Annotated in this window: 26 protein-coding genes; 7 read left to right on the top strand and 19 right to left on the bottom strand. The window is 67.9% G+C overall.

Annotated elements, in window-relative coordinates:
- The first annotated feature begins 76 nt into the window (after positions 1-76).
- Positions 77-757: a hypothetical protein gene (locus FOA17_RS17070; RefSeq protein ID WP_149142716.1), complete on the top strand. Its 681-nt coding sequence runs from the start codon at positions 77-79 to the stop codon at positions 755-757.
- A gap of 294 nt (positions 758-1,051) precedes the next feature.
- Here FOA17_RS17070 and FOA17_RS17065 read toward each other — a convergent pair whose 3' ends face one another.
- The 12 genes from FOA17_RS17065 to FOA17_RS17010 all read right to left on the bottom strand — a co-directional run bounded on the left by FOA17_RS17065 (position 1,052) and on the right by FOA17_RS17010 (position 10,912).
- Positions 1,052-1,882, bottom strand: a complete 831-nt coding sequence (locus FOA17_RS17065) for a DUF481 domain-containing protein (RefSeq protein WP_149142715.1) — start codon at positions 1,880-1,882, stop codon at positions 1,052-1,054.
- A gap of 285 nt (positions 1,883-2,167) precedes the next feature.
- A complete protein-coding gene (locus FOA17_RS17060; RefSeq protein ID WP_149142714.1) occupies positions 2,168-2,485 on the bottom strand; it encodes a hypothetical protein in 318 nt (105 codons plus the stop codon).
- Positions 2,486-2,586: 101 nt separating this feature from the next.
- Positions 2,587-2,994 carry an META domain-containing protein gene (locus FOA17_RS17055; protein WP_162528298.1) on the bottom strand — a complete coding sequence of 136 codons (408 nt, stop codon included), beginning with the start codon at positions 2,992-2,994 and terminating at the stop codon, positions 2,587-2,589.
- A 90-nt stretch (positions 2,995-3,084) separates the two neighbouring features.
- Positions 3,085-3,555, bottom strand: a complete 471-nt coding sequence (nusB, locus tag FOA17_RS17050; RefSeq protein ID WP_162528297.1) for a transcription antitermination factor NusB — start codon at positions 3,553-3,555, stop codon at positions 3,085-3,087.
- On the bottom strand, positions 3,552-4,070 hold the full coding sequence (locus FOA17_RS17045; RefSeq protein WP_149142712.1) for a 6,7-dimethyl-8-ribityllumazine synthase: 519 nt from the start codon (positions 4,068-4,070) through the stop codon (positions 3,552-3,554). Before FOA17_RS17045 ends, nusB begins: the two co-directional genes overlap by 4 nt.
- 3 nt (positions 4,071-4,073) lie before the next feature.
- A complete protein-coding gene (ribB, locus tag FOA17_RS17040) occupies positions 4,074-5,168 on the bottom strand; it encodes a 3,4-dihydroxy-2-butanone-4-phosphate synthase (RefSeq protein ID WP_149142711.1) in 1,095 nt (364 codons plus the stop codon).
- A 103-nt stretch (positions 5,169-5,271) separates the two neighbouring features.
- Positions 5,272-6,297: an L-threonine 3-dehydrogenase gene (gene tdh / locus FOA17_RS17035; RefSeq protein ID WP_149142897.1), complete on the bottom strand. Its 1,026-nt coding sequence runs from the start codon at positions 6,295-6,297 to the stop codon at positions 5,272-5,274.
- A gap of 8 nt (positions 6,298-6,305) precedes the next feature.
- Positions 6,306-7,505: a glycine C-acetyltransferase gene (locus tag FOA17_RS17030; protein ID WP_149142710.1), complete on the bottom strand. Its 1,200-nt coding sequence runs from the start codon at positions 7,503-7,505 to the stop codon at positions 6,306-6,308.
- A gap of 146 nt (positions 7,506-7,651) precedes the next feature.
- Positions 7,652-8,209 (bottom strand): helix-turn-helix domain-containing protein, encoded by a 558-nt coding sequence (locus FOA17_RS17025; RefSeq protein WP_149142709.1) that lies wholly within the window; start codon positions 8,207-8,209, stop codon positions 7,652-7,654.
- Positions 8,210-8,269: 60 nt separating this feature from the next.
- A complete protein-coding gene (locus FOA17_RS17020; RefSeq protein WP_149142708.1) occupies positions 8,270-9,703 on the bottom strand; it encodes a protein adenylyltransferase SelO in 1,434 nt (477 codons plus the stop codon).
- 58 nt (positions 9,704-9,761) lie between these two features.
- Complete coding sequence (locus tag FOA17_RS17015) at positions 9,762-10,316, bottom strand: hypothetical protein (protein WP_149142707.1); 555 nt, start codon at positions 10,314-10,316, stop codon at positions 9,762-9,764.
- Positions 10,316-10,912, bottom strand: a complete 597-nt coding sequence (locus FOA17_RS17010) for a riboflavin synthase (protein ID WP_149142706.1) — start codon at positions 10,910-10,912, stop codon at positions 10,316-10,318. Before FOA17_RS17010 ends, FOA17_RS17015 begins: the two co-directional genes overlap by 1 nt.
- A gap of 173 nt (positions 10,913-11,085) precedes the next feature.
- Here FOA17_RS17010 and FOA17_RS17005 point away from each other — a divergent pair, with 173 nt between their 5' ends.
- The 3 genes from FOA17_RS17005 to FOA17_RS16995 all read left to right on the top strand — a co-directional run bounded on the left by FOA17_RS17005 (position 11,086) and on the right by FOA17_RS16995 (position 15,734).
- Complete coding sequence (locus tag FOA17_RS17005) at positions 11,086-12,408, top strand: capsule biosynthesis protein (protein ID WP_149142705.1); 1,323 nt, start codon at positions 11,086-11,088, stop codon at positions 12,406-12,408.
- A 107-nt stretch (positions 12,409-12,515) separates the two neighbouring features.
- Positions 12,516-13,658, top strand: coding sequence for a polysaccharide biosynthesis/export family protein (locus FOA17_RS17000; protein WP_420841722.1), 1,143 nt, complete (start codon positions 12,516-12,518; stop codon positions 13,656-13,658).
- A complete protein-coding gene (locus FOA17_RS16995) occupies positions 13,659-15,734 on the top strand; it encodes a capsular polysaccharide biosynthesis protein (RefSeq protein WP_149142704.1) in 2,076 nt (691 codons plus the stop codon).
- On the opposite strand, the gene FOA17_RS16990 is transcribed toward FOA17_RS16995, so the two are convergent.
- The 3 genes from FOA17_RS16990 to FOA17_RS16980 all read right to left on the bottom strand — a co-directional run bounded on the left by FOA17_RS16990 (position 15,728) and on the right by FOA17_RS16980 (position 17,013).
- On the bottom strand, positions 15,728-16,225 hold the full coding sequence (locus FOA17_RS16990) for a MarR family winged helix-turn-helix transcriptional regulator (RefSeq protein ID WP_149142703.1): 498 nt from the start codon (positions 16,223-16,225) through the stop codon (positions 15,728-15,730). The genes FOA17_RS16995 and FOA17_RS16990 overlap by 7 nt on opposite strands.
- Before the next feature lie 114 nt (positions 16,226-16,339).
- Positions 16,340-16,615, bottom strand: coding sequence for an FAD assembly factor SdhE (locus FOA17_RS16985; protein WP_149142702.1), 276 nt, complete (start codon positions 16,613-16,615; stop codon positions 16,340-16,342).
- Positions 16,612-17,013, bottom strand: coding sequence for a helix-turn-helix domain-containing protein (locus FOA17_RS16980; RefSeq protein WP_149142701.1), 402 nt, complete (start codon positions 17,011-17,013; stop codon positions 16,612-16,614). The genes FOA17_RS16985 and FOA17_RS16980 overlap by 4 nt, the downstream gene beginning before the upstream one ends.
- Before the next feature lie 96 nt (positions 17,014-17,109).
- On the opposite strand from FOA17_RS16980, the gene FOA17_RS16975 reads away from it, so the two are divergent.
- Both FOA17_RS16975 and FOA17_RS16970 read left to right on the top strand, forming a co-directional pair.
- On the top strand, positions 17,110-18,312 hold the full coding sequence (locus tag FOA17_RS16975; protein WP_149142700.1) for a pyridoxal phosphate-dependent aminotransferase: 1,203 nt from the start codon (positions 17,110-17,112) through the stop codon (positions 18,310-18,312).
- Between the two features lie 8 nt (positions 18,313-18,320).
- Positions 18,321-18,743, top strand: a complete 423-nt coding sequence (locus FOA17_RS16970) for a hypothetical protein (RefSeq protein ID WP_149142699.1) — start codon at positions 18,321-18,323, stop codon at positions 18,741-18,743.
- Between the two features lie 55 nt (positions 18,744-18,798).
- On the opposite strand, the gene FOA17_RS16965 is transcribed toward FOA17_RS16970, so the two are convergent.
- The 4 genes from FOA17_RS16965 to FOA17_RS16950 all read right to left on the bottom strand — a co-directional run bounded on the left by FOA17_RS16965 (position 18,799) and on the right by FOA17_RS16950 (position 22,841).
- On the bottom strand, positions 18,799-20,151 hold the full coding sequence (locus tag FOA17_RS16965; protein ID WP_149142698.1) for an MATE family efflux transporter: 1,353 nt from the start codon (positions 20,149-20,151) through the stop codon (positions 18,799-18,801).
- A 73-nt stretch (positions 20,152-20,224) separates the two neighbouring features.
- Positions 20,225-21,178 (bottom strand): nickel/cobalt transporter, encoded by a 954-nt coding sequence (locus FOA17_RS16960; RefSeq protein WP_149142697.1) that lies wholly within the window; start codon positions 21,176-21,178, stop codon positions 20,225-20,227.
- Positions 21,166-21,822: a DUF1007 family protein gene (locus FOA17_RS16955; protein ID WP_149142696.1), complete on the bottom strand. Its 657-nt coding sequence runs from the start codon at positions 21,820-21,822 to the stop codon at positions 21,166-21,168. The genes FOA17_RS16960 and FOA17_RS16955 overlap by 13 nt, the downstream gene beginning before the upstream one ends.
- The gene (locus FOA17_RS16950) at positions 21,819-22,841 is read right to left on the bottom strand and encodes an AraC family transcriptional regulator (RefSeq protein WP_149142695.1); all 1,023 of its coding nucleotides are present in this window, start codon (positions 22,839-22,841) and stop codon (positions 21,819-21,821) included. Before FOA17_RS16950 ends, FOA17_RS16955 begins: the two co-directional genes overlap by 4 nt.
- 118 nt (positions 22,842-22,959) lie before the next feature.
- On the opposite strand from FOA17_RS16950, the gene FOA17_RS16945 reads away from it, so the two are divergent.
- Positions 22,960-23,724, top strand: coding sequence for an SDR family NAD(P)-dependent oxidoreductase (locus tag FOA17_RS16945; RefSeq protein WP_149142895.1), 765 nt, complete (start codon positions 22,960-22,962; stop codon positions 23,722-23,724).
- Positions 23,725-23,731: the final 7 nt, after the last annotated feature.

The following is a 23,731-nucleotide window of genomic DNA, read 5'->3' as shown; positions in this document are numbered from 1 at the left end:
CCCGCCGGCGGGGCGGGCCTTGACAGCCGCCGCCCGCGCCGACGACCCTGCCGCGGTTCAAGACGGAGAGATTTGCATGACCTGCCTGACCCGGGCCGCCCTGGCCCCGCTTTGCGCCTTTGCGGTGCTGACCGCCCTGCCCGCCGCCGCGCTGACCGTGGCCGATTGCACCACCCATCAGGGCTGCACCTGCGCCGAGACGCCGCTTTCGCCCGAGGAGGCGAGCCTCGTGATGGGGATCGACACGCCCGCCAATGCCGCCGCGATGATCCTTGTCGTGCAGGATGGCACCGGCATCTGGTCGCCGCTGAGCGCAGAGGATATCGACATCACCGCCGGCGGCGACGGCAGCTGTGCCGGCCCCCTCGTGCCCGAAGACGGCGTCTGGACCACGCAATCGACGCTCAACACCCTGTCCTGCGGGCCGGGCACCGCGATGATGCGCCAGATGATCGAAGGCAACCTGAACCGCGAAAAGCCGGTGCGGGTGACCTGGGGCGGTCGCTTTGACGGCGCCCGCTGGCGCGATGCCTGGCTGGCCGCCAACCCCGACCCGGAGGCGACGCGCCCGACCTGGACCCGTGTCTCGGAGGTGGAACTGACCGGGGCCGACCGGCTGCCCGGCATGACCAGCAGCTATCGCATGGTGCTGCTGACGCCGCGCAGCTTTCGCATGGATTGGGACATGCAGGCGGTGAACGATGCCGGGCCCTGCACCTGGTCGGTCACCAACCGCGTGCGCAAGACCGCCGACTGACCGCGGCGGCGATGCCCCCTTGCCCCGAGGCCGCGCCACGCCTATCTCTGGGCGTGGCGGGTGCTGCTCCTCGCGTGCGGGACACTTTTCCAGTGGCCGATAAGCAAGCGAACGGGGGCTGGCTCTGGCAGGATCCTGGTCCTGCTACCTGGTTCCCACCTGAGACCTCTGGCTCTCGGGAAAACACCGTCGCCCACGGTTGCTGCGGGCCCGCCACATGCCCCTTTTTCGACGAAAAAGGGGGCAGGTTTCCCTGCCCCGAAGTGCGATGAAAAAGTCGGGGATCGCCGGGGGTCAGAACCCCATGACCAGCGACACGCCCAGCTTGTTGTCGGTGCGGATCGCGCGCGCCTCGTTATATTCGGTCAGATAGCTGACCCGGGTCGCAAAGGCGTCGGACATCTTGAAGTTCACGCCCAGATCGTTGTTCACCCGCAGCGCCGTGTCGGAATAGAGGACATCGGTGTCATTGGTGGCAAAGACGTTGTCGTTGAACTTGTAGAAGAACCGCGACGAGGCGATGTAGCCGGTTTCCGTCTCGCTGGCGCCGGTGCCATCCTTGAGATAGCTCACCCCGATACCCGCCTGCACACGCCAGGTCATGTCGGGGGTGTTCACCACGCGGTAGCCGGGGCCGAAGCCGAGGAAGGCGTCGGTCTGGGTATCGGCCGCGGTCGAGGCCAGGCCATCGGTTTCCACGCGGCCCAGGGCAAAGGCGTAGAAATTGTCGTTGAAGTAATAGTTGGCGTCATAGACGCCCAGCACATCTTCCTTGGTCTTCGCGTTGTTGTCCTCGGCAAAGTCGAGCGCGATGCCGACATTCTGCACCCAGTTGCCCGAGGCATAGCGCAGACGCGCGCCGGCCGAGAATTCCTGGCTTTCATTGTTGCCGGTCTTGCCGGAATAGCCCAGCGAGGCCGAGCCCGACAGGCCCTGGCGGTATTCCGGGTTGCCAAAGCGCGCGGCATCCTCGGCGCGGGCCAGATCGTCATTGACCGCATCGGTCACGTCGTCGATGCGGTCATCCAGCGCATTGGTGCCCACCAGTTCGCCCTGGGCGAAGGCGGGGGCGGCCAGCAGCAGCACGAGGGTCGAGGCGCCGGCAAGGCGGAGGGTCTGTTTCATGATCCCGTATCCTTTCAGTTGCGGATGCGTCCGGCGGTCCTGACGCCGGGCTGTGGCGAGGACTTGACCATGATCCGGCCCCATTCAAGCCACCGGTTTGCACAGGCGAAAAACCCGCGGAAGGCCGCGGATTTGCCCGACCGGAACCCGCGGTTCACAGCCAGAATCACCTTCGTTTCACAGGCTTACGCTAGGTCACGCAAACCGCGTGCGCGCCGGGCAACACATTGCCCAAAAACGAAAAAGCCCGGGTCACCCCGGGCTTTGCGTCCTGAGTCGCGCGCCTCAGCGCCGCAACTGCGCCGGGCGGCGGGTTTCGGCCACCCGCACCGGTGCCGGCGTCAGGGCGGGCGCCCGGGTGCCGCCGCCGGGCCGGTCCTCGGTCTCGGCCTGGCGCATCACCGCGATGGCGAATTGCGCGCCGGCAAAGATCACCCCGTTCGAGACGAAAAGCATCAGCCCGCCGATCCAGCCATGCCGGGTTTCCAGCACCAGATGGCCCAGCCCGCCGATATTCAGCCAGACCAGAGCCGCGACAAAGATCGCCGAGAGGACATAGCCGATGGCGACATTGACGATATAGAGCCTGACAAGCTTTGGCATGGCGATTCCCCCTTGGGCCGGATGACGGCATGGGGCCATGCTAACATTCCATTTCCTGCATGCCAGTGCCAAAGCGTCGCAAGGGGCCGGCGCCGGGCCGATCAGCGGGTCTCTGCCGCAAATTCCAGCACGATGCCGCCAGGCCCGGTCAGGATCAGCCGGTCGTCCCGCTGTTCGATCGCGGTCACACCGGAAAGTGCTGCGAAATAGGCGGCCTCTTGCGGCAGGGCGGGACAGGCCATTTCGGTGGCGCCGATCTGCGGCAGGCGGAACGCGCGGCCCTGTCCCTCACGTTGCGCGAACCAGCGGTTGCAGGGCCCCTGCCCGCCAACCTGACCGCCGCCCTCAAGGCGCAGCGTCGCCGGCGCTGGCAGTGGCCGCAGGCTGCCGCCGATCAGATGCCAGTCGGTCGCCGCAGGCGCGTCGGCAGGGGCATCCGCCGCGCGATCGCAGGCCGCAAGGCCGGTCAGAGCCGCCACCAGCAGCGCGGAAATGGTCAGGGTTTTCATCTTCGCCTCCGTCAAGCGGACCTCGGTCCGGCACATCGGCAGTAAGACGCGGCGGGCAAGTGCATTCCTTGGCCCCGCCGCGATATCTTTTCAGGCAAAGGCTGCGGGCTTTTCCTCGCGCGCCATGTGATCGAGCACGGCGTTGACGAATTTCGGCTCCTTGCCGTCTTCAAAGAACGCCTTGGCCACATCGACGAATTCGGTGATCACCACCTTGGGCGGCGTGTCCATGGTCACCAGTTCGGCCCCGGCGGCGCGGAACAGCGCGCGCAGGACCGGGTCGATGCGGTCGATCGGCCATTTCGCCACCAGGGCGCGGTCGGTCATCTGGTCGATCTTGGCCTGCCAGTTCACCGCGCCATCCACCAGCGCGCGGAAATGACGCTGATCGCCCTCGGCCATTGCCACGCCATCCTCGAAGACCTCGCCAAAGCGGTGGTCGGAAAATTCGCGCACGATACGTTCGACGGTCTGGCCCGAGCTTTCCATCTGGAACAGCGCCTGCACGGCAAAGAACCGCGCGGCGGACCGCATCTGCCGCTTGTCGGAGCCGCCGCTCATACCCGCACCCCTTCCTCGACGCGAAAGCCGATGCCCTTGCGCGCGCCCGACCAGCGACGGGCCAGCGCGATCAGGTGCAGTGCGGCGGCGGCGGCGCCACCGCCCTTGTCCTGCCCCGCCACTTCGGCACGCACCTCGGCCTGGGCGCGGTTTTCCACCGTCAGGATGCCATTGCCGATACAGGCGCCTTGCAGCCCCAGCAGGGTGATCGCCCGGCTGGAATCGTTGCAGACCGTGTCGTAATGCGTCGTCTCGCCCCGGATCACGCAGCCAAGCGCGACATGGCCGTCATAATTCGACAGCCGCTCGGCCATGGCGATGGCGGTCGGGATTTCCAGCGCGCCGGGCACCTCGATCACCTCGCTCGTGCCGCCCGCGGCGGCGACGCGGGCCTGCGCCCCGGCGACCAGCTGATCGGTGATGTCCTTGTAATAGGGCGCCACCACGATCAGGATTTTCACCGGCTTGTCAAAAACCGGCAGCGGCAGGGTGTAATGCTGTTCATTCGCGGCCATGGCTTACTCCGAAATCGCGCGGGTGCCGGCAATGGTCAGGCCATAGGCATCGAGGCCCACGACCTTGGGCGCCTGATGATTGGTGACCAGCGTGATCTGGCTGAGGCCAAGTGCCGCCAGGATCTGCGCGCCCAGCCCGTATTGCCGCAGCGTCTGCGGCGCGGCCTCGCTGCCATCGGCCAGACGGGTCGCGGTATCGCGAAGCAGCACGACGACGCCGCGCCCGGCCTCGGCGATCAGCTTCATCGCGCCCGAAAGCTCGCCCACGGCGCCGGCATCGCCGATGCCCAGCACATCCGCCAGCGGATCCAGCGCGTGCATCCGCACCAGAACCGGGTCGGCAGTGGCGATATCGCCCTTGGTCAGCACGACATGTTCGCCGCCCTGCGCGGCATCCGAAAAGATGCGCATCACCCAGTCGCCGCCATGGGCGGAGCTGACCCGCTTGACCGCGCGTTCCTTGACCAGATTGTCATGCCGCCGGCGATAGGCGATCAGGTCGGAAATGGTGCCGATCTTCAGCCCGTGCTTTTGCGCGAACTGCACCAGATCGGGCAGGCGCGCCATGCTGCCATCATCCTTCATGATCTCGCAGATCACGCCGGCCGGTTTCAGCCCGGCCAGCCGCGCGATATCGGTCGCGGCCTCGGTATGGCCGGCGCGCACCAGAACGCCACCCTCACGCGCCCGCAGCGGAAAGATGTGGCCCGGCGTCGCGATATCCTGCGGCCCCTTGGCGTCATCAATCGCCACCGCGATGGTCAGCGCGCGGTCATGGGCGGAAATCCCGGTCTCCACCCCCTCGCGCGCCTCGATCGAGACGGTAAAGGCGGTTTCATGGCGCGAAGAATTCTTGGAGGCCATCAGCGGCAGGCCAAGCGCGTCGATCCGCGCGCCCGACATGGTGAGGCAGATCAGCCCCCGCCCATGCGTCGCCATGAAATTCACGGCGGCGGCGTCGCATTTCTCGGCCGGGATCACCAGATCCCCCTCATTCTCGCGATCCTCGTGATCGACCAGGATGAACATCCGCCCGGCGCGGGCATCCTCGATGATCTCCTCGACCGAGGCTATGGCGTCCGAATAGTCACTCGACATCTGGCGCGTCTCTCATGTGCTGTTTGTCGTGCAATAGCGCGGGCGGGCGGCAAAGGCCAGTGCCCGCGCGCCCTTCCGCCGCGCAGGCGCTGTGCGGCGGCGATCAGCCCCAGTCCAGCACCACCTTGCCCGACAGGCCCGACCGCATCACCTCGAACCCTTCGGCGAAATCCGCCACCTTGAAACGATGGGTGATGACCCGGCGGATATCGAGCCCGTTTTCCAGCATGGCGATCATCTTGTACCAGGTTTCAAAGATCTCGCGGCCGTAGACGCCCTTGATGGTGATCGCCTTGAAGACGATGCGCGACCAGTCCACCGGCGATTTGCCCGGCGGGATGCCCAGCATGGCGATGCGCCCGCCCATGACCAGTTGTTCGACCATCTGGTCCAGCGCGGCCTGATTGCCGCTCATCTCCATGCCCACGTCAAAGCCCTGGGTCATCTTCAACCGCGCCTGCACGGATTTCAGATCCTCGGTCGCCACATTGACCGGCACCACATCGGCCACCTGCCCGGCCAGCTCCAGCCGCGTGGGGTTCACATCGGTAATGACGACATGGCGCGCGCCCACATGCCGCGCCACCGCCGCCGCCATGATGCCGATCGGCCCCGCGCCGGTGATCAGCACATCCTCGCCCACCAGATCGAAGCTGAGCGCGGTATGGACCGCATTGCCCAGCGGATCGAGGATGGCGCCGATCTCGTCATCAATCGCATCCGGCAGGGGCACCACATTAAAGGCCGGCAGGCGCAGATAGGTGGCAAAGGCGCCGTGTTCATTCACGCCGATGCCGCGCGTCTCCGGGTCGAGATGGAACTTGCCGGCGCGCGATTGCCGCGAATGGCGGCCGATCAGATGCCCCTCGCCCGAACAGCGCTGGCCAATCGCCAGATCGGTCACATTGCGCCCGATCTCCACGATCTCGCCCGCGAATTCATGGCCGGTGACCAGCCCCAGCGGCACGGTGCGCGCCGCCCATTCATCCCAGTTCCAGATATGGATATCAGTGCCGCAAATGCCGGTCTTGCGGATGCGGATCAACACGTCATCCGGCCCGATTTCCGGCACAGGCCGCGTCTCGGCCCAAAGCCCGACCTCGGGTCTGGCCTTTACCAGCGCTTTCATCTCGTTCGTCATGCCAATGCCCCCACTGCCTTGCCCGCCGCGCGAAAGGCCTCCAGCGCGAAATCCAGATCCTCCCGCGTCAGCCGCGCATTCATCTGCGTGCGGATCCGCGCCTGCCCCTTCGGCACCACCGGAAAGAAGAACCCCGCCACATAGACGCCGCGATCATAGAGCGCCGCGGCCATGTCCTGTGCCAGCCGCGCCTCGCCCAGCATGACCGGCACGATCGGATGTTCGCCCGGCAACAGCCGGAACCCCGCCGCCTCCAGCCCCGCGCGCCAATAGCGGGCATTGTCGAAAAGCTGCGCCCGCAGATCGTCCGCCGCCTCGACAATATCGAGCGCGGCAAGACCCGCCGCCACCACGGCGGGCGGCAAGGCATTGGAAAACAGATAGGGCCGCGCGCGCTGCCGCAGCAGATCAATCACCGGCTGCGGCCCGGCGATATAGCCGCCCAGGGCGCCGCCCAAAGCCTTGCCCAGCGTGCCGGTCAGGATATCGGCCGCAACCCCGGCATGCGCCGGCGTGCCGCGCCCCTGCGGACCCATGAAGCCCGTGGCATGGCAGTCATCCACCATGACCATCGCGCCGTAACGGTCCGCCAGCGCGCGGATCTCGCCCAGCTTCGCCAGATAGCCATCCATCGAGAAGACACCATCGGTGGCCACCAGAATGAACCGCGCGCCGTCAGCCCGGGCCGCCTGCAATTGCGCCTCCAGATCCGCCATGTCGGAATTGGCATAGCGATAGCGCTTGGCCTTGCACAGACGGATCCCGTCAATGATGCTGGCATGGTTCAGCGCGTCCGAGATCACCGCATCTTCCGGCCCCAGCAGCGGCTCGAACAGGCCGCCATTGGCGTCGAAACAGGCCGCAAAGAGGATCGCGTCCTCCATCCCCAGAAAACCCGCGATCCGCGTCTCAAGCGCCCGGTGCATGTCCTGCGTGCCGCAGATGAACCGGACCGAGGCCATGCCATAGCCTTGCCCCTCCATCGCTGCCGCCGCCGCCGCGACCAGGCGCGGATCATCCGCCAGCCCGAGGTAATTATTGGCGCAAAGGTTCAAGAGCAGCCGCCCCGCCACCTCCACATGCGCCCCCTGCGGCCCATGGATCAGCCGCTCGCGCTTCATCAGCCCTTCGGCCTCGATCCCCGCCAATACCTCGCCCAGATGCGCCAGAAACGCCGCCCGCCCGACTTCCGTCATGATACCCTCCATTCCGCAATAACGGATACATGCCCGAAACCAACCGATCCGTCAATATAGCGGATCACCTCCGCAAAAACGGATGCCGTCTTTATTCTCAAAAATATCCTGCGGGGGCCGGCGGGCAAAACCCCCGGCCCGCACCCTCAGCTGTCCTGCACGATCAGAATGGCGCGCGCCGCCCCCTCCGCCCGGATCGCATGTGCCCGATCCGCCGCATAGCGCGCGGTATCCCCGGGGCCCAGGCGCTCCGCCTCCTCCCCGCTCTCCACCGTCAATCGCCCCTCGATCACCGCCAGATGCTCGCGGCATCCCGGGCGATGCGGGTCCGAGACCAGGGCACCGCCCGGCGCGAAATCCAGCTCATAGACCTCATGCTCGCCCACACTTTCCGGGGCCGAGAGGATGCGGATCCGCACGCCGTCGCCGCGGCCCGCAATGACCGGCGCCGCCTCGGCGCGGATCACCTCGATCCCCGGCCGGGGCCGCCCCTCCAGCAGCCCCGCGAAATCCACCTGCAAGGCCTGGGTCAGGTTCCACAGCGTCGCCACGGTGGGCGAACTTTCCCCCCGCTCGATCTGGCTCACCATCGAGCGCGAGACGCCCGACAGCTTGGCCACCGCATCAAGGCTCAACCCGCGCGCCCGCCGCGCATCGCGCAGCCGCGTGGCCAGCCGGTCATGGATTTCGGATCGCGGGTTCATGCGCCATTCTCACGCGCCCGCCGCCGCGCCGCAAGCTGCAAATTTTCGTCGAAAATTTGCCTATGTCCCGCAAAATGTGCGGAACTGGCCGGCGAATTCCTGTGGCGCCGGCAGGGCCCAGGCCTCCAGCCCCGGACGCTCCACATAAGGGTCGGCCAGCACCTCCAGCAGCCGCAGGAACGGCGCCATCTGGCCCGCCTCCGCCGCTGCCAGCGCCTCCTCGACCCGCTGGTTGCGCGGGATGTAGATCGGGTTCGCCGTCTCCATCCGCGCCGCGGCATCCGGCGCGCGCCGGGCCAGCCAGCCCGGCCACCAGCGCGCCAGCGCCTCCGGCTCGGCCCACAGCCCGCGCAGGCTATCCGGCCCCTCGGCCCGCGCCAGCCTGCGAAAGCCCAGCGTCCAGTCCGTGCCGGTCAGCGCGGCCAGGAACTCCTCGACCAGCGCGGCATCCCCCTCGGCCGCCTCCGCCAGCCCGAGCTTGGCCCGCATCACCGCCAGCCATTCCGCCCGATAGCACCCTGCGATCCCGGCCAGCCGTTCATTCGCCAGCTCGATCGCCCGCGCCTCCGAGGTGTCGAACAGCGGCACCAGCGTCTCGGCCAGCCGTGCAAGGTTCCAGCCCAGGATCAGCGGCTGATTGCCATAGGCATAGCGGCCCTGATGGTCGATCGAGGAAAACACCGTGCCGGGGCTATAGCCTTCCATGAAAGCACAGGGGCCATAGTCGATGGTCTCGCCCGAGATCGTCATGTTGTCGGTGTTCATCACGCCATGGATGAAGCCAAGCCCCATCCATTGCGCCACCAGGCGCGCCTGCACCGCGATCACCGCGTCAAACAGCGCGAGATAGCGATTTTCCGCGCCTGCCGCCTGCGGGTGATGGCGGGCAATGGCGTAATCGGCCAGCGCCCTGACCTGATCCGACTGGCCGCGCGCGGCAAAGAATTCGAAGGTGCCGATGCGCAGATGGCTGGCGGCGACGCGGGTCAGCACCGCGCCGGGCACTGCGCGATCGCGCAAGACCTGCCGCCCCGTCGCCACGGCGGCCAGCGCGCGGCTGGTCGGCACCCGCAGCGCCGCCATCGCCTCGCCCATCAGATATTCGCGCAAGACCGGCCCGATGGCCGCCAGCCCGTCGCCCCGCCGCGAAAACGGCGTGGGGCCCGACCCTTTCAGCGCAATGTCGCGCCGCTGGCCGTGGCGGTCGATCAGCTCGCCCAGCAACAGCGCGCGCCCGTCGCCCAGTTGCGGGGAAAAGCCGCCGAACTGATGCCCGGCATAGGCCTGGGCCACCGGCTCCGCACCCGGCGGCGGGCGGTTGCCCGACAGCACCTCGGCCGCGCTTTCGCGCAGCGCCACCGGATCAAGCCGCAGTTCGCGCGCCAGATCCTCGTTCAGGATCAAGAGCTTTGGCGCCGGCACCCGAGCCGGGGCCTGCGCCACATAGGTGCCCGGAAGATCGCGCACATAGCTGTTGTCGAAATGCCAGTCCATCCGCGCGCCCTCCGCCACTTGCCCTGAAGATATGGCCCGCAAGGCCCGGGCAACAAGTTCAGCCGAAGATCCGCTCGGCCGGCAGGTAATAGCCCAGCTTGCCGGCGGCGCACCATTCCGTCTCAAAGGGCGCATCGCCGACCAGCACCACGCCACCCGCCTTGAAACCGCCATGCGCGGCCCGGATCGCGGCCCGAGCCTCGGCAAAGCTGCCATAGGGGCGCGGCGCGGCATGGGCGGCGTCGATCAGGCCCACGCCCGCCGACAGCACCGCCCCCGGCTGAAGCGGCGCCACCGCCAGCGCAAGACGGCCACAGCGCGCCATGGCCTCCAGCCGTGCCAGACGTTCGGCCGGCACAAGCGGCGCCTGAACAGTCACGCGCAAGGCATTGGAGGAAAACAGAAACGCCACGACATCATGCCCCGAGGCCGCCCGCACCCCGGCATAGGTCCGGTAGTCCAGGCCCAGTTCCTGCGCCCGCCGGACCCGGCCGCGCAAGACCTCGATCGGCAGATGCGGCAACAGCGCCTCGCGCGCGACACGCCAGCAATGGGTGCGCCAGCCGGTGCCGGTCAGATCCGGCCCGCCATTATGGCCGATCCCCGCGGCCATCAGCCGAATTCCCGCAGCCGCGCCACATAGCGCGCCATGGTATCGACCTCCAGATTGATCTGCTGGCCCAGGGCCACCTCGCCCCAGGTCGTCACCTGACGGGTATGCGGGATGAAGTTGATGCCGAAATCGCGGCCCTCAACCTCGTTCACGGTCAGCGAGGTGCCGTTCAGCGCGACCGACCCCTTGGGCGCGATGAAACGCGCCAGCGCCTCGGGCGCGCGGAAGGTCACGCGCAGGCTGTCGCCCTCGGGGCGCAGGCCCACCACCTCGGCCACGCCATCGACATGGCCCGAAACGATATGCCCGCCCAGCTCGTCCCCGACCTTCAGCGCGCGCTCCAGATTGAGCCGCTTGCCCGGCGTCCAGGCGCCGATATTGGTCTTGGCGACGCTCTCGGCGCTGATTTCCACATCGAACCAGTTGCGCGGCTCACGGCCCAGGGCGATCACGGTCAGGCACACCCCGTCACAGGCGATGGAGGCCCCGATGTCGATGCCTGCCACGTCATAGCCGGTGCCGATGCGCGCCCGCAGATCGCCGCGCTGCTCCAGCGCCAGCACCTCTCCCATATCCGTCACGATGCCGGTGAACATGCGCCTTCTCCTTGCTGTTGCCCCAGACCTACGCCCAGCCCCCCGGCGCATCAAGCCCCCCGTTGGACCGGCCACAGTTCCGCCGCTTTCGCATGACAGGCTGGGCGCCTTGACTTTTCCCCCTTCACGCCGCGCCACTCCATGCTAAGCGGATGTAAAACCGGCAGACCAGTATGATGCGTATCAGCGACCCCGAGACCAGCCCCCCCCGCGCCACCGGACGCGGGCGGAATTTCCTGTTCCTGCAAGGGCCGCATGGCCCCTGGTTCGATCAGCTGGGCCGGATGCTGCGCGCAACCGGCGCCGCGGTCTGGCGCGTGGGGTTCAATCGCGGGGACGAAGTCTTCTGGCGCGACCGGGCCAGCTTTCTGCCCTTTGATGCCCCCCCCGAGCAATGGCCCGAGACCTGCGCCCGCTTTTTCGACGAAAAAGCGATCACCGACATCGTGCTCTATGGCGATACCCGCCCGATCCATGCGCAGGCGGTGGCGCTGGCGCGGGCGCGCGGGCTGACGGTGCATGTCTTCGAAGAGGGTTATCTGCGGCCGCATTGGGTGACCTATGAACGCGGCGGCGCCAACGGGCATTCGCGGCTGATGTCGCTCAGCGTCGCGCAGATGCAGGCGGCGCTGGCCAATCTCGACATGGATCTGCCCGACGCCCCAGCCCGTTGGGGGGACATGCGCCAGCACATGTTCTACGGCGCGCTCTATCACTGGTTCGTCATGACCGGGCGCCGGCGCTTTCCGCGCTTTCGCCCGCATCGCGCGCTCAGCGTAACGCAGGAATTCCGGCTTTATCTCAAGCGCCTCGCCGCATTGCCCTGGCACGCGCTGGAGCGGATGGCCGCGACCTGGCGCATCCGTCATGGCGGTTTTCCCTATCATCTGGCGCTGTTGCAGCTGGAACATGACGCGAGCTTTCGCACCCATTCGCCCTTTGCCACGATGACCGAATTCCTGTCGGTGGTGCTGGAGGGCTTTGCCCGCGGCGCCCCCGCCCATCACCATCTGGTGTTCAAGGCACATCCGCTGGAGGATGGCCGCGTGGCCCTGGCGCCGGAAATCGCGCGGCTTGCCCGCGATCTGGGCGTGGCCGACCGGGTGCATTTCGTGCGCGGCGGCAAGCTGGCGCGGCTGCTCAACGATGCGCGTTCGGCTGTCACGGTGAATTCCACCGCCGGGCAGCAGGTGCTGTGGCGCGGGCTGCCGCTCAAGACCTTTGGCGCGGCGGTCTATGCCAAGCCGGAATTCGTCTCCATGCAGTCGGTGGCCGATTTCTTTCGCCAGCCCAGCCGGCCCGACAGCCGCGCCTATCGCGATTACCGCCATTACCTGCTGGAAACCAGCCAGGTGCCCGGCGGGTTCTACTCCGCCCGCGGCCGTCGCGCGCTGCTGCGGCAGGTGGTGGACATGATGCTGGCCGCCGAAGACCCCTATGACGCGCTGACCTCGGGCAACGCGGCACCACGGCAACATCTGCGGCTTGTCAACTAGGTGTTTTGCCCCCAATGCAAGGACAGACTGGCCAATTCGCCAGTCATTCTGTAGCCTTGCACAAAAAACTTGAGGCATGTTCCATAAAAGGAGCCCGAGCAGTGACGATGACCATGACCCGCGGGGCCAGAACTCTGGCCCTTTTGGCGCTTGCGGCCACGGTGGCCGCCTGCGGCTTGCCCCGCTCCGGTCCCAACAAGCGTGAGATTTATGCCGGCTCCGTGCTGCGCGAGGGTGATGCCTTCATCGTCACCGTGAACCCCAGGGTGACGCGCGCGACCTCGGTCACGCCGGCCCTCGGCTTTTCCGACAGTTTCCGCGGCGCCGGCAAGGTCGGCTCCGACACGATCAACCCGGGCGATGTGCTGGGCCTGACCGTGTTCGAGAACGTGAAGGACGATCCGCTGCTGGGCAATACCGGCCAGCGCGTTTCGGTGCTGGACGAGGTGCAGGTCGATGGCTCCGGCTATATCTTCGTGCCCTATGCCGGCAAGATCAAGGCCGCAGGCCAGACGCCGGACGGGCTGCGCCAGATCATCACCCGCAAGCTTGACAGCCAGACCCCGGACCCGCAGGTGACGGTGCAGCGCGTGGCCGGCGACGGGCAGACCGTCTCGGTCTCGGGCGCCGTGGGCGGCCAGGGCGTCTATCCGATCGAACGGCCGACGCGCACCCTTTCGGCGATGATCGCCAAGGCGGGCGGCGTGGCGATCGAACCCGCCGTCGCGGTGATCCGCGTCACGCGCGGCAGCCAGACCGGCCAGGTCTGGATGCAGGATCTGTTTGAAAACCCGGGCCTCGACATTGCCCTGCGCGGCGGCGACCGCATCGTGGTGGAACGCGACCAGCGCGCCTTCACCGCGCTTGGCGCGACCGGGGCGCAGAACCTCGTGCCGTTTGAAAGCCAGACCCTGTCGGCGATCGAGGCCATCGCCCAGGTCGGCGGGTTGAACACCTCCATCGCCGATCCCAAGGGGGTCTTCGTCTTCCGCAACGAACCGGGCGAGATTGCCAATGCCGTTCTGGGCCGCAACGACCTGCGCGGCGATCAGCGCATGGTCTATGTGCTGGACCTGACCCAGCCCACCGGCATGTTCGAGGCGCGGGATTTCCTGATCCGCGACGGCGACACGCTCTATGTGACCGAGGCGCCCTTCACCCAGTGGAGCAAGACGATCAGCGCCATCACCGGCACCGCCGGCGCGGCCAATTCGCTGGCCAGCGTGGGCGGATCGTCCTCGAGCAACTGAGTGGACGCGGCGCAAGACAGCCATCAGACCGCCGGGGGCCTTCCCCGGCGGCTTTGTTATTTCAACGCGGGCTTTCTGTGCGACCGGCGGCTGCGGCGCATCCTGCATCTGGCGGGGCATGAGCTGGTGGCCGGGCGGGCGGCGGGGGCGGACGCCGTCGCGGTCTGGGGCCGGTCGCCCTATGCGGCGCGGGGCGAGGCGGCGGCTTCGGCGCAGGGGTTGCCGATCCTGCGGGTCGAGGATGCCTTTCTGCGCTCGCTGCGGCCCGGGCGGGCGGGCGATGCGCCGCTGGGGCTGCTGCTGGACGATATGGGCGTGCATTTCGACGCCGGATCCCCCTCGCGGCTGGAGCATCTGCTGGCCACGCATGGCCTGGACGATTCGAACCTTTTGATGCGCGCACGGGATGGAATTGCCCGGCTTCGCGGCTCTCACCTGTCAAAATACAACATCCACGACCCAGAGCTGCCGCCCCCGCCGGCGGGCTATGTGCTGGTGGTGGACCAGACGCAGGGCGATGCCTCGATCCGCCATGGCGGGGCCAGCGCCACGACCTTTGCCGAGATGCTGACCGCCGCGCGACTGGATCACCCGCAGGCGCCGATCCTGATCAAGATCCATCCCGAGACCCGGCTGGGGCTGCGGCCGGGGCATTTCGGGCCGCAGGATTGCGATGCGCGCACGCGGCTGTTCAATGACCCGGTCTCGCCGCATGATCTGCTGGATGGGGCGATCGCGGTCTATACCGTCAGCTCGCAGCTCGGGTTCGAGGCGATCCTGGCGGGGCACCGGCCGCAGGTCTTTGGTCAGCCCTTCTATGCCGGCTGGGGTCTGACCGCCGACCGCCAGCCGCTTGTGCGGCGGCGGCGCAAGCTGACGCCGGCGCAGCTTTTCGCCGCGGCGATGATCCTGGCGCCGGTCTGGTATGACCCCTGCCGCGACCGGTTGTGCCGTTTCGAGACGGTGCTGGATCAGCTGGAGGCCGAGACCCGCGCCTGGCGCGAGGACCGGCGCGGCCATGTCGCGACCGGGATGCGGCTGTGGAAGCGCGGCGCGCTGCAAGGCTTCTTTGGCCAGTCCGTGCCGCTGCGGTTTCGCGACCCGCCCGACCGCGCTGCGGCGCTGGCCGCGCGGCGCGACCGGCCGCTGCTGATCTGGGCGGGGCAAGAGCCCGAGGGATTTGCCCCCCCGGTGCCGCTCAGACGGGTCGAGGATGGCTTTCTGCGGTCGCGCGGGCTGGGGGCCGAACTGGTGCCGCCGCTCAGCCTGGTGACCGACGATCTGGGCATCTATTACGACCCGAGCCGCGAAAGCCGGCTGGAACGGCTGATCCGCGCGCCCCTGCCCGCCGGCGGTGCCGCAAGGGCCGAACGGCTGATCGCTTCGCTGACCGGGGCGCGGATCAGCAAATACAATCTGGGCGGCGCCCTGCCCGAACTGCCCCGCGACGGGCGCCAAGTGATCCTGGTGCCGGGACAGGTGGAGGATGACGCCTCCATCCGGCTGGGCTGTGGCGCCACGCGCAGCAATCGCGCGCTGTTGCAGGCGGCGCGCGCGGCCCATCCCGGCGCGCTGATCGTCTACAAGCCGCATCCCGATGTCGAGGCGGGCCTCCGCCCCGGTGCTGTCGCCGCCACCGATCTGGAGGGGTGCGCCGATTTCGTCGCCCGTCATGCCGATCCGATCGCGCTGATCGAACAGGCCGACGAGATCTGGACGCTGACCTCGCTTCTGGGCTTTGAGGCGCTGTTGCGAGGCAAAGCCGTCACCTGCCTCGGCGCGCCGTTTTATGCCGGCTGGGGCCTGACCACCGATCTGGGCCCGATGCCGGAACGCCGCCTGCGCGCGCCCGATGGCCATCCGCTGCCGCGCGTCACCCTGACGCAGCTGGCCTATGCCGCGCTCATCGCCTATCCGCGCTATCACGACCCGATCAGCCGCCGCCCCTGCCCGCCCGAGGTGATCGTGGAGCGTCTAGCCGAGGGCCGCCTACCGCATCCCGGCCTGACGAACCGGCTGCTGGCCAAGGCGCAGGGCGCGCTGGCAAGCCAAAGCTGGATCTGGCGGCGTCAGTAGATATAGCGGATCTGTTCGGTCCAGTAACGCTCCAGCCGCTTGAGCAACTGGTTCACCTCCTCCATCCCCGCCGGGCCGGTGATGCCGCGTTTCTCCAGCCCCTCGGCATGACGCGAGAACAGATCGTGGATCTGGCCGCGCGTGCGGCGCCCCTTTTCGGTCAGCCGCACCCGCACCGACCGGCGGTCGATCTCGGACCGCTGATGGTGCATATAGCCCAGTTCGACCAGCTTTTTCAGGTTATAGCTGACATTCGAGCCCTGATAGTAGCCGCGCGATTTCAATTCGCCCGCGGTCACCTCATTCTCGCCGATATTGAACAGCAAGAGCGCCTGAACCGGGTTGATTTCCAGGATCGCCAGCCGCTCGAACTCGTCCTTCACCACATCCAGCAACAGACGGTGCAATCGTTCGATCAGCGACAGATTTTCCAGATAGCCCAGCATGAAGGCCTTGTGAGAGCCATCCAGCAGCGGTTGATGAACTGACATACCTTTCTCCACCGTTCGGTCCGTTCACGGCAGATTCGGCACAAATAGAAAACATCCCGTAAACTGATGGGGAATTTTCGGGCAACTTTAGACAAATAGCTGCCCGAATTGGCCTCAGGCCCCGGGCTGCATCCGGCGGCGGGCAAAGGCGCCGATCTCGGCGATCAGCCCGGCCAGAGCGTCGGGAGCCGGGGTTTGCCCCAGCACCCAGGGCAGCAGATCCTGGTCATTCTCGTTCAGGAGCGCGTCGTAAAGCGCCAGCCGCGCCTCATCCATCCCGGCCAGACAGGCATCGGCATAGGGGCCCAGCACCAGATCCATTTCCTTGGTGCCACGCCGCCAGCTGCGCATCCGCATCCGTTTGAGCCGCGCCTCCGCCGTTTCGGTCATGCCGTCCCCTCCCGCGCCAACGCCGCCATACGCTGCTCCATCTGGCCCAGCTCGCGCGACATGGCAAGGGCCTGCTGGCGCAACCGCGCCATCCCCGCGCCCAGACGCCGCGATTCCGCGGCGCGGCCATCCTCGGGGGGCGGGCCTTCGGGGCCTTCGCCCTCGCCCGTCAGCAGCCATACGAGCGAGACATTGAGCATGCCCGCCAGCATCTGCAACCGGTTGGCGCGCGGCTCGGCGCTGTCATTCTCCCAGGCTTGCAGCGTGCTCAGCCGCACGCCCAGCCGCCGCGCCAGTGCCTCCTGGCTCCAGTCCGCGGCCTCGCGCGCGCCGGCCAGCCGGTCGCCAAAGGTCGCCGTCGCGGCACTGAACCAGCCTTCGGTCATCGTCTCCGTCATCTTGCCTCTCCTTTGTCTGAATATCGCTTGATCGACAGGGGGGGCCACCCTAAGAGATCGAAGCCGAAAAGACAAATCGCTGACCGGAGCCCCGCCATGGCCTTCCTTTCCGACACGCTGGCCCGCGTGAAACCCTCGCCCACCATCGCCGTCACCACCAAGGCGCAGGAGCTGAAGGCCGCCGGGCGTGACGTGATCGGTCTGGGCGCGGGCGAACCCGATTTCGACACGCCGCAGAACATCAAGGATGCCGCCAAGCGTGCGATCGACGCGGGGCGCACGAAATACACCGCGGTCGATGGCATCCCCGAGCTGAAACAGGCGATCTGCGCCAAGTTCCTGCGCGAAAACGGCCTGACCTATGCGCCGAACCAGATCACGGTGGGCACCGGCGGCAAGCAGATCCTCTATAATGCGCTGATGGCCACCTGCAATCCGGGCGACGAGGTGATCATCCCCGCGCCCTATTGGGTCAGCTATCCCGATATGGTCCTGCTGGCGGGCGGCACGCCGGTCCCGGTGGTGGGCACGCTGGAAAACCGCTTCAAGATCACCGCCGACCAGCTGGAGGCCGCGATCACCCCGCGCACCAAATGGTTCATCTTCAATAGCCCCTCCAACCCGACCGGCGCGGGCTATACCTGGGACGAGCTGAAGGCGCTGACCGATGTGCTGCTGCGCCATCCGCAGGTCTGGATCCTGTCGGATGACATGTATGAACATCTGGTCTTCGACGATTTCACCTTCTGCACCCCGGCCCAGGTCGAGCCCCGGCTTTACGACCGCACGCTGACCAGCAACGGCGTCAGCAAATCCTATGCGATGACCGGCTGGCGCATCGGCTATGCCGGGGGGCCGGTCGCGCTGATCAAGGCCATGGGCACCATCCAGTCGCAATCGACCTCCAACCCCTGCTCGGTCAGCCAATATGCCGCGCTGGAGGCGCTGACCGGCCCGCAAGAATTCCTGACCGCCAACAAGGCGCTGTTCCAGCGCCGGCGCGATCTGGTCGTGTCGATGCTCAATACCTGTCCCGGCATCACCTGCCCCACGCCCGAAGGCGCCTTCTACGTCTATCCCGACATTGCGGGCTGCATCGGCAAGACCAGCGCGGGCGGCGCGAAAATCACCGATGACGAGGCTTTTGCCGCCGCTTTGCTGGAGGAAACCGGCGTGGCCGTGGTGTTTGGCGCGGCCTTCGGGCTTTCGCCCAACTTCCGCGTCAGCTACGCTACCGCAGATGAAAGCCTGCGCGACGCCTGCACGCGGATCAAGGGCTTCTGTGACGGTTTGAGGTAAGGGGCACCATGGCGGGCGATCTGCCGGATTATTATTTCCGCATCCGCGAGAACGGCGCCGTCGTGTTCAAGGTCGATACCGAGAACCGGCAGCGCCGCATCGACATGGAAGAAATCGCAACCGTCAATGTGAAGAACGGCAATATCAAGCCGCATGGCGATCGCGCGCTGACCGGCGCGGAAATCGCGCTGATCCGCGACTGGACCCAGGCACGGGTCGCCTTGCTGGCGCGGCGCGATATCGACGATATCCACCGCGCGGTCGATTACCTCAATACCACGACGCAATGGGTGCAGGCCCGCGCCAGCGACGACCAGCTGGAAGAGGTGACGGATGCGTTGCTGATGGCGATGCATGACCTGCGCAGCGTGCTGGTGCGCAAAAAGGCCGAACGGCTGCTGAAAGCCGCCGGCGACGAAGACGAGGAATGAGCGCCGCGATTTTTCGTCGAAAAATCGCCCCTGTGCCCGGAACGCGCGCGCCGCCTCAGCCGCGCGGCACCCGGGTCCAGAACCGCCACATCAGCGCGCTCGCGGCGCAGGCCAGCCCGATCACCAGCCCCATCCAGAGCCCCGCCCCCGCCCAGCCGGCCGGAAAGGCCAGTGCCCAGGCGGCCGGGATGCCGATCAGCCAATAGGCCACGGCGGCGATGATCATCGGCACCCGCGTATCCTGCACCCCGCGCAACAGGCCAAGCGCCAGAACCTGCCCGGCATCCATCATCTGAAACGCCGCCGCATAGGCCAGAAACAGGCTGCCGAACATCAGGATCTGCGCCGCATCCGGGCTGCTGCGGTCGATGAACAGGCCGACGATCTGTTGGGCAAAGGTCAGATAGAGCGCGATCTGGATCAGTCCGACCCCGCCCGAAACCGCGATTGCCATGACGCCGCCGCGCCGCAGATTGGCCCAGTCGCCCTGGCCGGCAAAGCGGCCGGTGCGCACGGTGGCGGCATTCGACAGGCCCACATGCACCATGAAGCCGATGGCGGTGACCTGCATCGCGATGCCATGCGCCGCCAGTTCCACCGTGCCGACCCAGCCCATCATCAGCGCCGCCGCCTGGAACAGCCCGCTTTCGGCCAGCCCGGTCAGCCCGATCGGCATGCCCAGCCGGAACACCCGGCCCAGCGCCGGCCAATCCGGCCGCCAGAAGCGCTGAAACAGGTGGAACCGCCGCAGCGCCGGCAAATAGCCCGCATAAAGTGCCATCACCACCAGCGTGAGAATCTGGATGATCAGCGTCGCCAGCGCCGACCCGGCCAAGCCCAGTTCTGGCAGGCCCCAGCGACCAAAGACCAGCGGATAGCACAGCGCGGCGTTCACCCCCACCGCCGCCACCGTGACCCACAGCACGACCTGCGTGCGCTCCAGCGCCGCCAGATAGCTTTTCAGCGCCATGACCAGCAATGCCGGAATGACCCCCAGCCCGGCGATGCGCAGGAACTCGGCGGCCAGCGCTGCGACATCGGGCTTTTGCCCGGCCGCCAGCAGTAGCGGCCCGGAAAACCAGAACAGCGGATAGCAGAGGATGCCGAACAGGATCGACCACCACATCCCCATCCGCGTAGCGCGCCGCACCTCGGTTTCATCGCCCCGGCCCAGCGCCTGCGCGACCATCGGCATCACCGCATGGGCAAAGCCCGATCCCAGCACGAAGACCACGAAAAAGCATGATCCGCCCAGCACCACCGCCGCCAGTTCCGGCACGCCATACCAGCCCAGCACGATCGTATCGACGACATGCAGCGCCATTTGCGCCACATGGCTGCCCACCAAAGGCAGACCAAGCGCGAGCAGCGCGCGCAGATGGGCGGAACGGGACAGGAGATCAGACATCCCGCCTGTCTATATTTTGTCCAAACGGTCAGCAAGTCGATCCGCGACAGAACATGTCGCGGACGAAGGCCGCTCAATACCCGAGGCTTTGCCATAACAGCGGCGCGGCCACTGCGGCGATCACCAGGCCGGCGGTGAATTCCAGCAGCGGCACCGCCCGGGCAAGACCCGGGGGCAGCGCGGCCAGCGCGCCTTCGCGTGACCAGACCGCCAGCAGGGCGACCGCGATGCTGACCAGCGCGGTGCCCAGGCCCATGGCATAGACCCCGGCGATACCGGCGGCCGCAATGCCCATCTGCCAACTGACGATCAGCAGGAACAGCGCGCCCGAACAGGGCCGGAATGCCACGCCCGCGACCAGTGCCGCCGCCTCGCGCCAGGTGGTCACCGTCGCGGCCTGGGCCAGCGTCACGCCATGGCCGGCGCCACAGGCGCAATCGGTGGCGCAGGTCGCGCCATGGCCCAAGAGCCGCGCCCCGCCGACCTGTCGCCCGCCCAGAAGCCCCCCGGCGGGCGCCGCCAGCGTTGCCGCGCGCAATCCGCGCAGCCCGCGCCAGACCAGCCAGAGCGCCAGCGCGAGGATCGCCGCATGGCTCAGCGGCAGAAACAGATCCTGCGCCAGCCCCTCAACCCGCGTGCGGGCCCAGCCCAGGCCCAGCACAAGGCCATAGACCATCAGCACCGCGACCGTGGCCTGCGCAAGGCTTGCTGCCAGTGCCAGCCCCGCCAGCCGCAGGATCGGCACCCGCCGCGCCAGACCGTAGCCGCCGATCAGCAGCTTGCCATGGCCCGGCCCGACCGCATGAAAAAACCCGTAGGCAAAGGCGATGCCCAGAAGGCCCGCCACCGCCCCGGGCTGCCCCGCCGCGATGCCGCGCACCGCGCCCGCCAGATCGCGCTGCACCGACCGCGCCCCCGCCTCGGCCCAAAGCCGCAGCGCCGTCAGCCCGCCGGACGCCCAGAGCACCACCAACCCGAGCGCGACCACCAGCCCCGCCAGCACAAGGGGGCGGATCAGCGGGCGCATGTGAGGCGCAGCTCCTCGGCGAACTGGGCGCCGACGGCGGGGAAATCCGCCTCCACATCCTGATCCGCGCCATATTCGGCCAGCGCGTCCAGCAATTGCCGGTCCACCGTTGCCGGATCGGGGGCCAGCACCTCGGCCCGGCAGCCCTCGGGCAGAATCGGGGTAAAGACCGGCGCAAAGCTGATATCGTAATCGGTGTAAAAGCCCGGATCGTAGATCTGCACGGTCAGCGGCCTGTCCAGCGCGACGGGCGGGTCGATGCGGCGCAGATGGGTCGATTGCAGCCGCCCCCCCTGGTAATCCGCCGTCCAGTCCTGCGGCGGCGACAGCACAAGGGGCATGTCGCCCGACAGTGCATAGGTATCGCCGGCGAAGCCTTCCTGCCATTTCATGTCAAAGCCGTTCAGCGCGCGTTTTTCGGCGGGCGTCGCCGTGCCGTCGTGATCGGCATCCAGCCCGCGTTCCTCCACGATCAGCAGCGAATAGAATTCGTCGTAATCCCAGCGGATGCGCAGCGCCGCGGCGCGTCCCTCGGCGTCCAGGATGACCTCGATCCCGGTATCCACCCAGACATGCGGATGGGCCTGCGCGGGCGCCGCCGCAACGAATGTCAGGGCCAGCGCCATGCCCGCCTGTCGCATCATCCCGCCTGCCCCCCTTGCCCGACGCGCGCCAGACTAGACGACCCGCCCCCGGGGTCAAGCCGACGGGCGCGCGCCCATTGGCCGGGGCTTTCGCCCGTCCATTTGCGAAAGGCGCGGTGAAAGGCCGAAGGCTCGGTATAGCCCAGATCGGCGGCCAGATCGGCCACGCCCTGCCCGCGCGCCAATGCCTCCAGCGCCAGCCCGCGCCGCACCGCATCGCGCAAGAGATGCAGGCTCGTCCCCTCGGCGCCCAGCCGGTGCCGCAGGGTCGAGGGCGCAAGGCCCAGCCGCGCCGCGACCGTGGGGCCATCGGGCCAATGGCCGGGGCCGAACTGCCGCCGCACCGCCGCCGCCATCCCGCCATCGGCGCGATAGCGTACCAGCAGATTGGCCGGCGCCCCGCGCAGAAAGGCCTGCAACTGAGCCGGGCTGCGCGCCACCGGCAGGCGCAGAAAGCCCGCGTCCAAATCCAGTCGCCCGATCTCGGCGCCGAAATCGACGCGGGTGCCAAAGAACTGTCGGTAATCCGCCTGACCGTGCGGCGCGGCGCCGGCAAAGGCGACCGCGCGCAGGGGCAGCCGCCGCCCCGCCAGCCAGCAGACCAGACCGTGCAGCAGAATCCAGTAGCTGCGCTGCGCAAAGGCCGTGGTCGCGCCGCTCAGCCGGATCGAGGCGACGCCCCCCTCCACGGCCAGATGCCCGACCGGCGCGCCCAGCAGCACCCCCAGAAAATGCAGCGCGCGGCGCAGCCCCTGATCCAGCACCGTCACATCGCGCACCGCATGGGCCACCAGCGCGAAACCGCCCGGCGGCATGGGCCGTGCGCCCAGGCCAAAGAATTCGTCGCCGATCGCCGCCGCCACCCCCCGCCAGAGCGCACCGAAGGCTTCGGCGCCCACGGGCGCCTCGGGGCGCGGGATGCCTGCCGCCTGCAACAGCGGGGCGGGGTCGATGCCGCGCGCGCGCAGCGGCTCCAGCGCCTCGGCGGTGAAGGTGGGGGCGATCATCCGGCGGTCCATGGCTCCTCCCTGCGCAAAACATGGCAAAACCGGCCGAAAATTCAAGCCATATGGTCATTCCATGCCATGTATCCCGCGCTAGACTGCGCGCGAAACCGGCATGGGAGGGCGCGCGCGGATGCAGATCGAGGGCAAGGTTTTTCTGGTGACCGGGGGGGCCTCGGGCCTGGGGGCGGCGGTGGCCGCCATGGCGGTGGCCAATGGCGCGCGGGTGGTGATCGCCGATGTGAACCCCGCCGGCGCCGAGGCGGCCGCGGCGCTTGGCCCGCAGGCGCGCTTTGCCCGCTGCGACGTCACCTCTGACGCCGAGGCGCGCGCGGCGGTGGCGCTGGCGGTGGATGCCTTTGGCCGGCTTGATGTGCTGGCCAGTTGCGCCGGCATCGCGCCGGGCGAAAAGGTGCTGGGCAAGGAAGGCCCCCATGCGCTTGAAACCTTTGCGCGCGCGATCCAGATCAACCTGATCGGCACCTTCAACATGCTGCGCCTGAGCGCCGAGGCCATGGCGCGGAACGATGCCGATGCGGGCGGCGAACGGGGCGTGATCGTCAACACCGCCTCCATCGCGGCCTTTGACGGGCAGATCGGCCAGGCGGCCTATGCGGCCTCCAAGGGCGGGGTGGCGGCGCTGACCCTGCCGGTCGCGCGCGAAATGGCGCGGCAGGGCATCCGCTGCGTCACCATCGCGCCGGGCATCTTTGCCACGCCGATGATGGCGGGCCTGCCGCAGGCGGTGCAGGACAGCCTGGGCGCGACCGTCCCCTTCCCTTCGCGGCTGGGGCAACCGGGCGAATATGCCGCGCTCTTGCGTCATGTCGTGGAGAATCCGATGCTGAACGGCGAGGTGATCCGCCTCGACGGCGCCCTGCGCATGGCCCCCCGCTGAAAAGGAG

It is taken from the genome of Gemmobacter caeruleus (assembly GCF_008271655.1).
Lineage (GTDB): Bacteria > Pseudomonadota > Alphaproteobacteria > Rhodobacterales > Rhodobacteraceae > Gemmobacter > Gemmobacter caeruleus.
The sequence above is the reverse complement of the archived record's forward strand: the minus strand, read 5'-3'. Positions and strand labels throughout refer to the sequence as shown.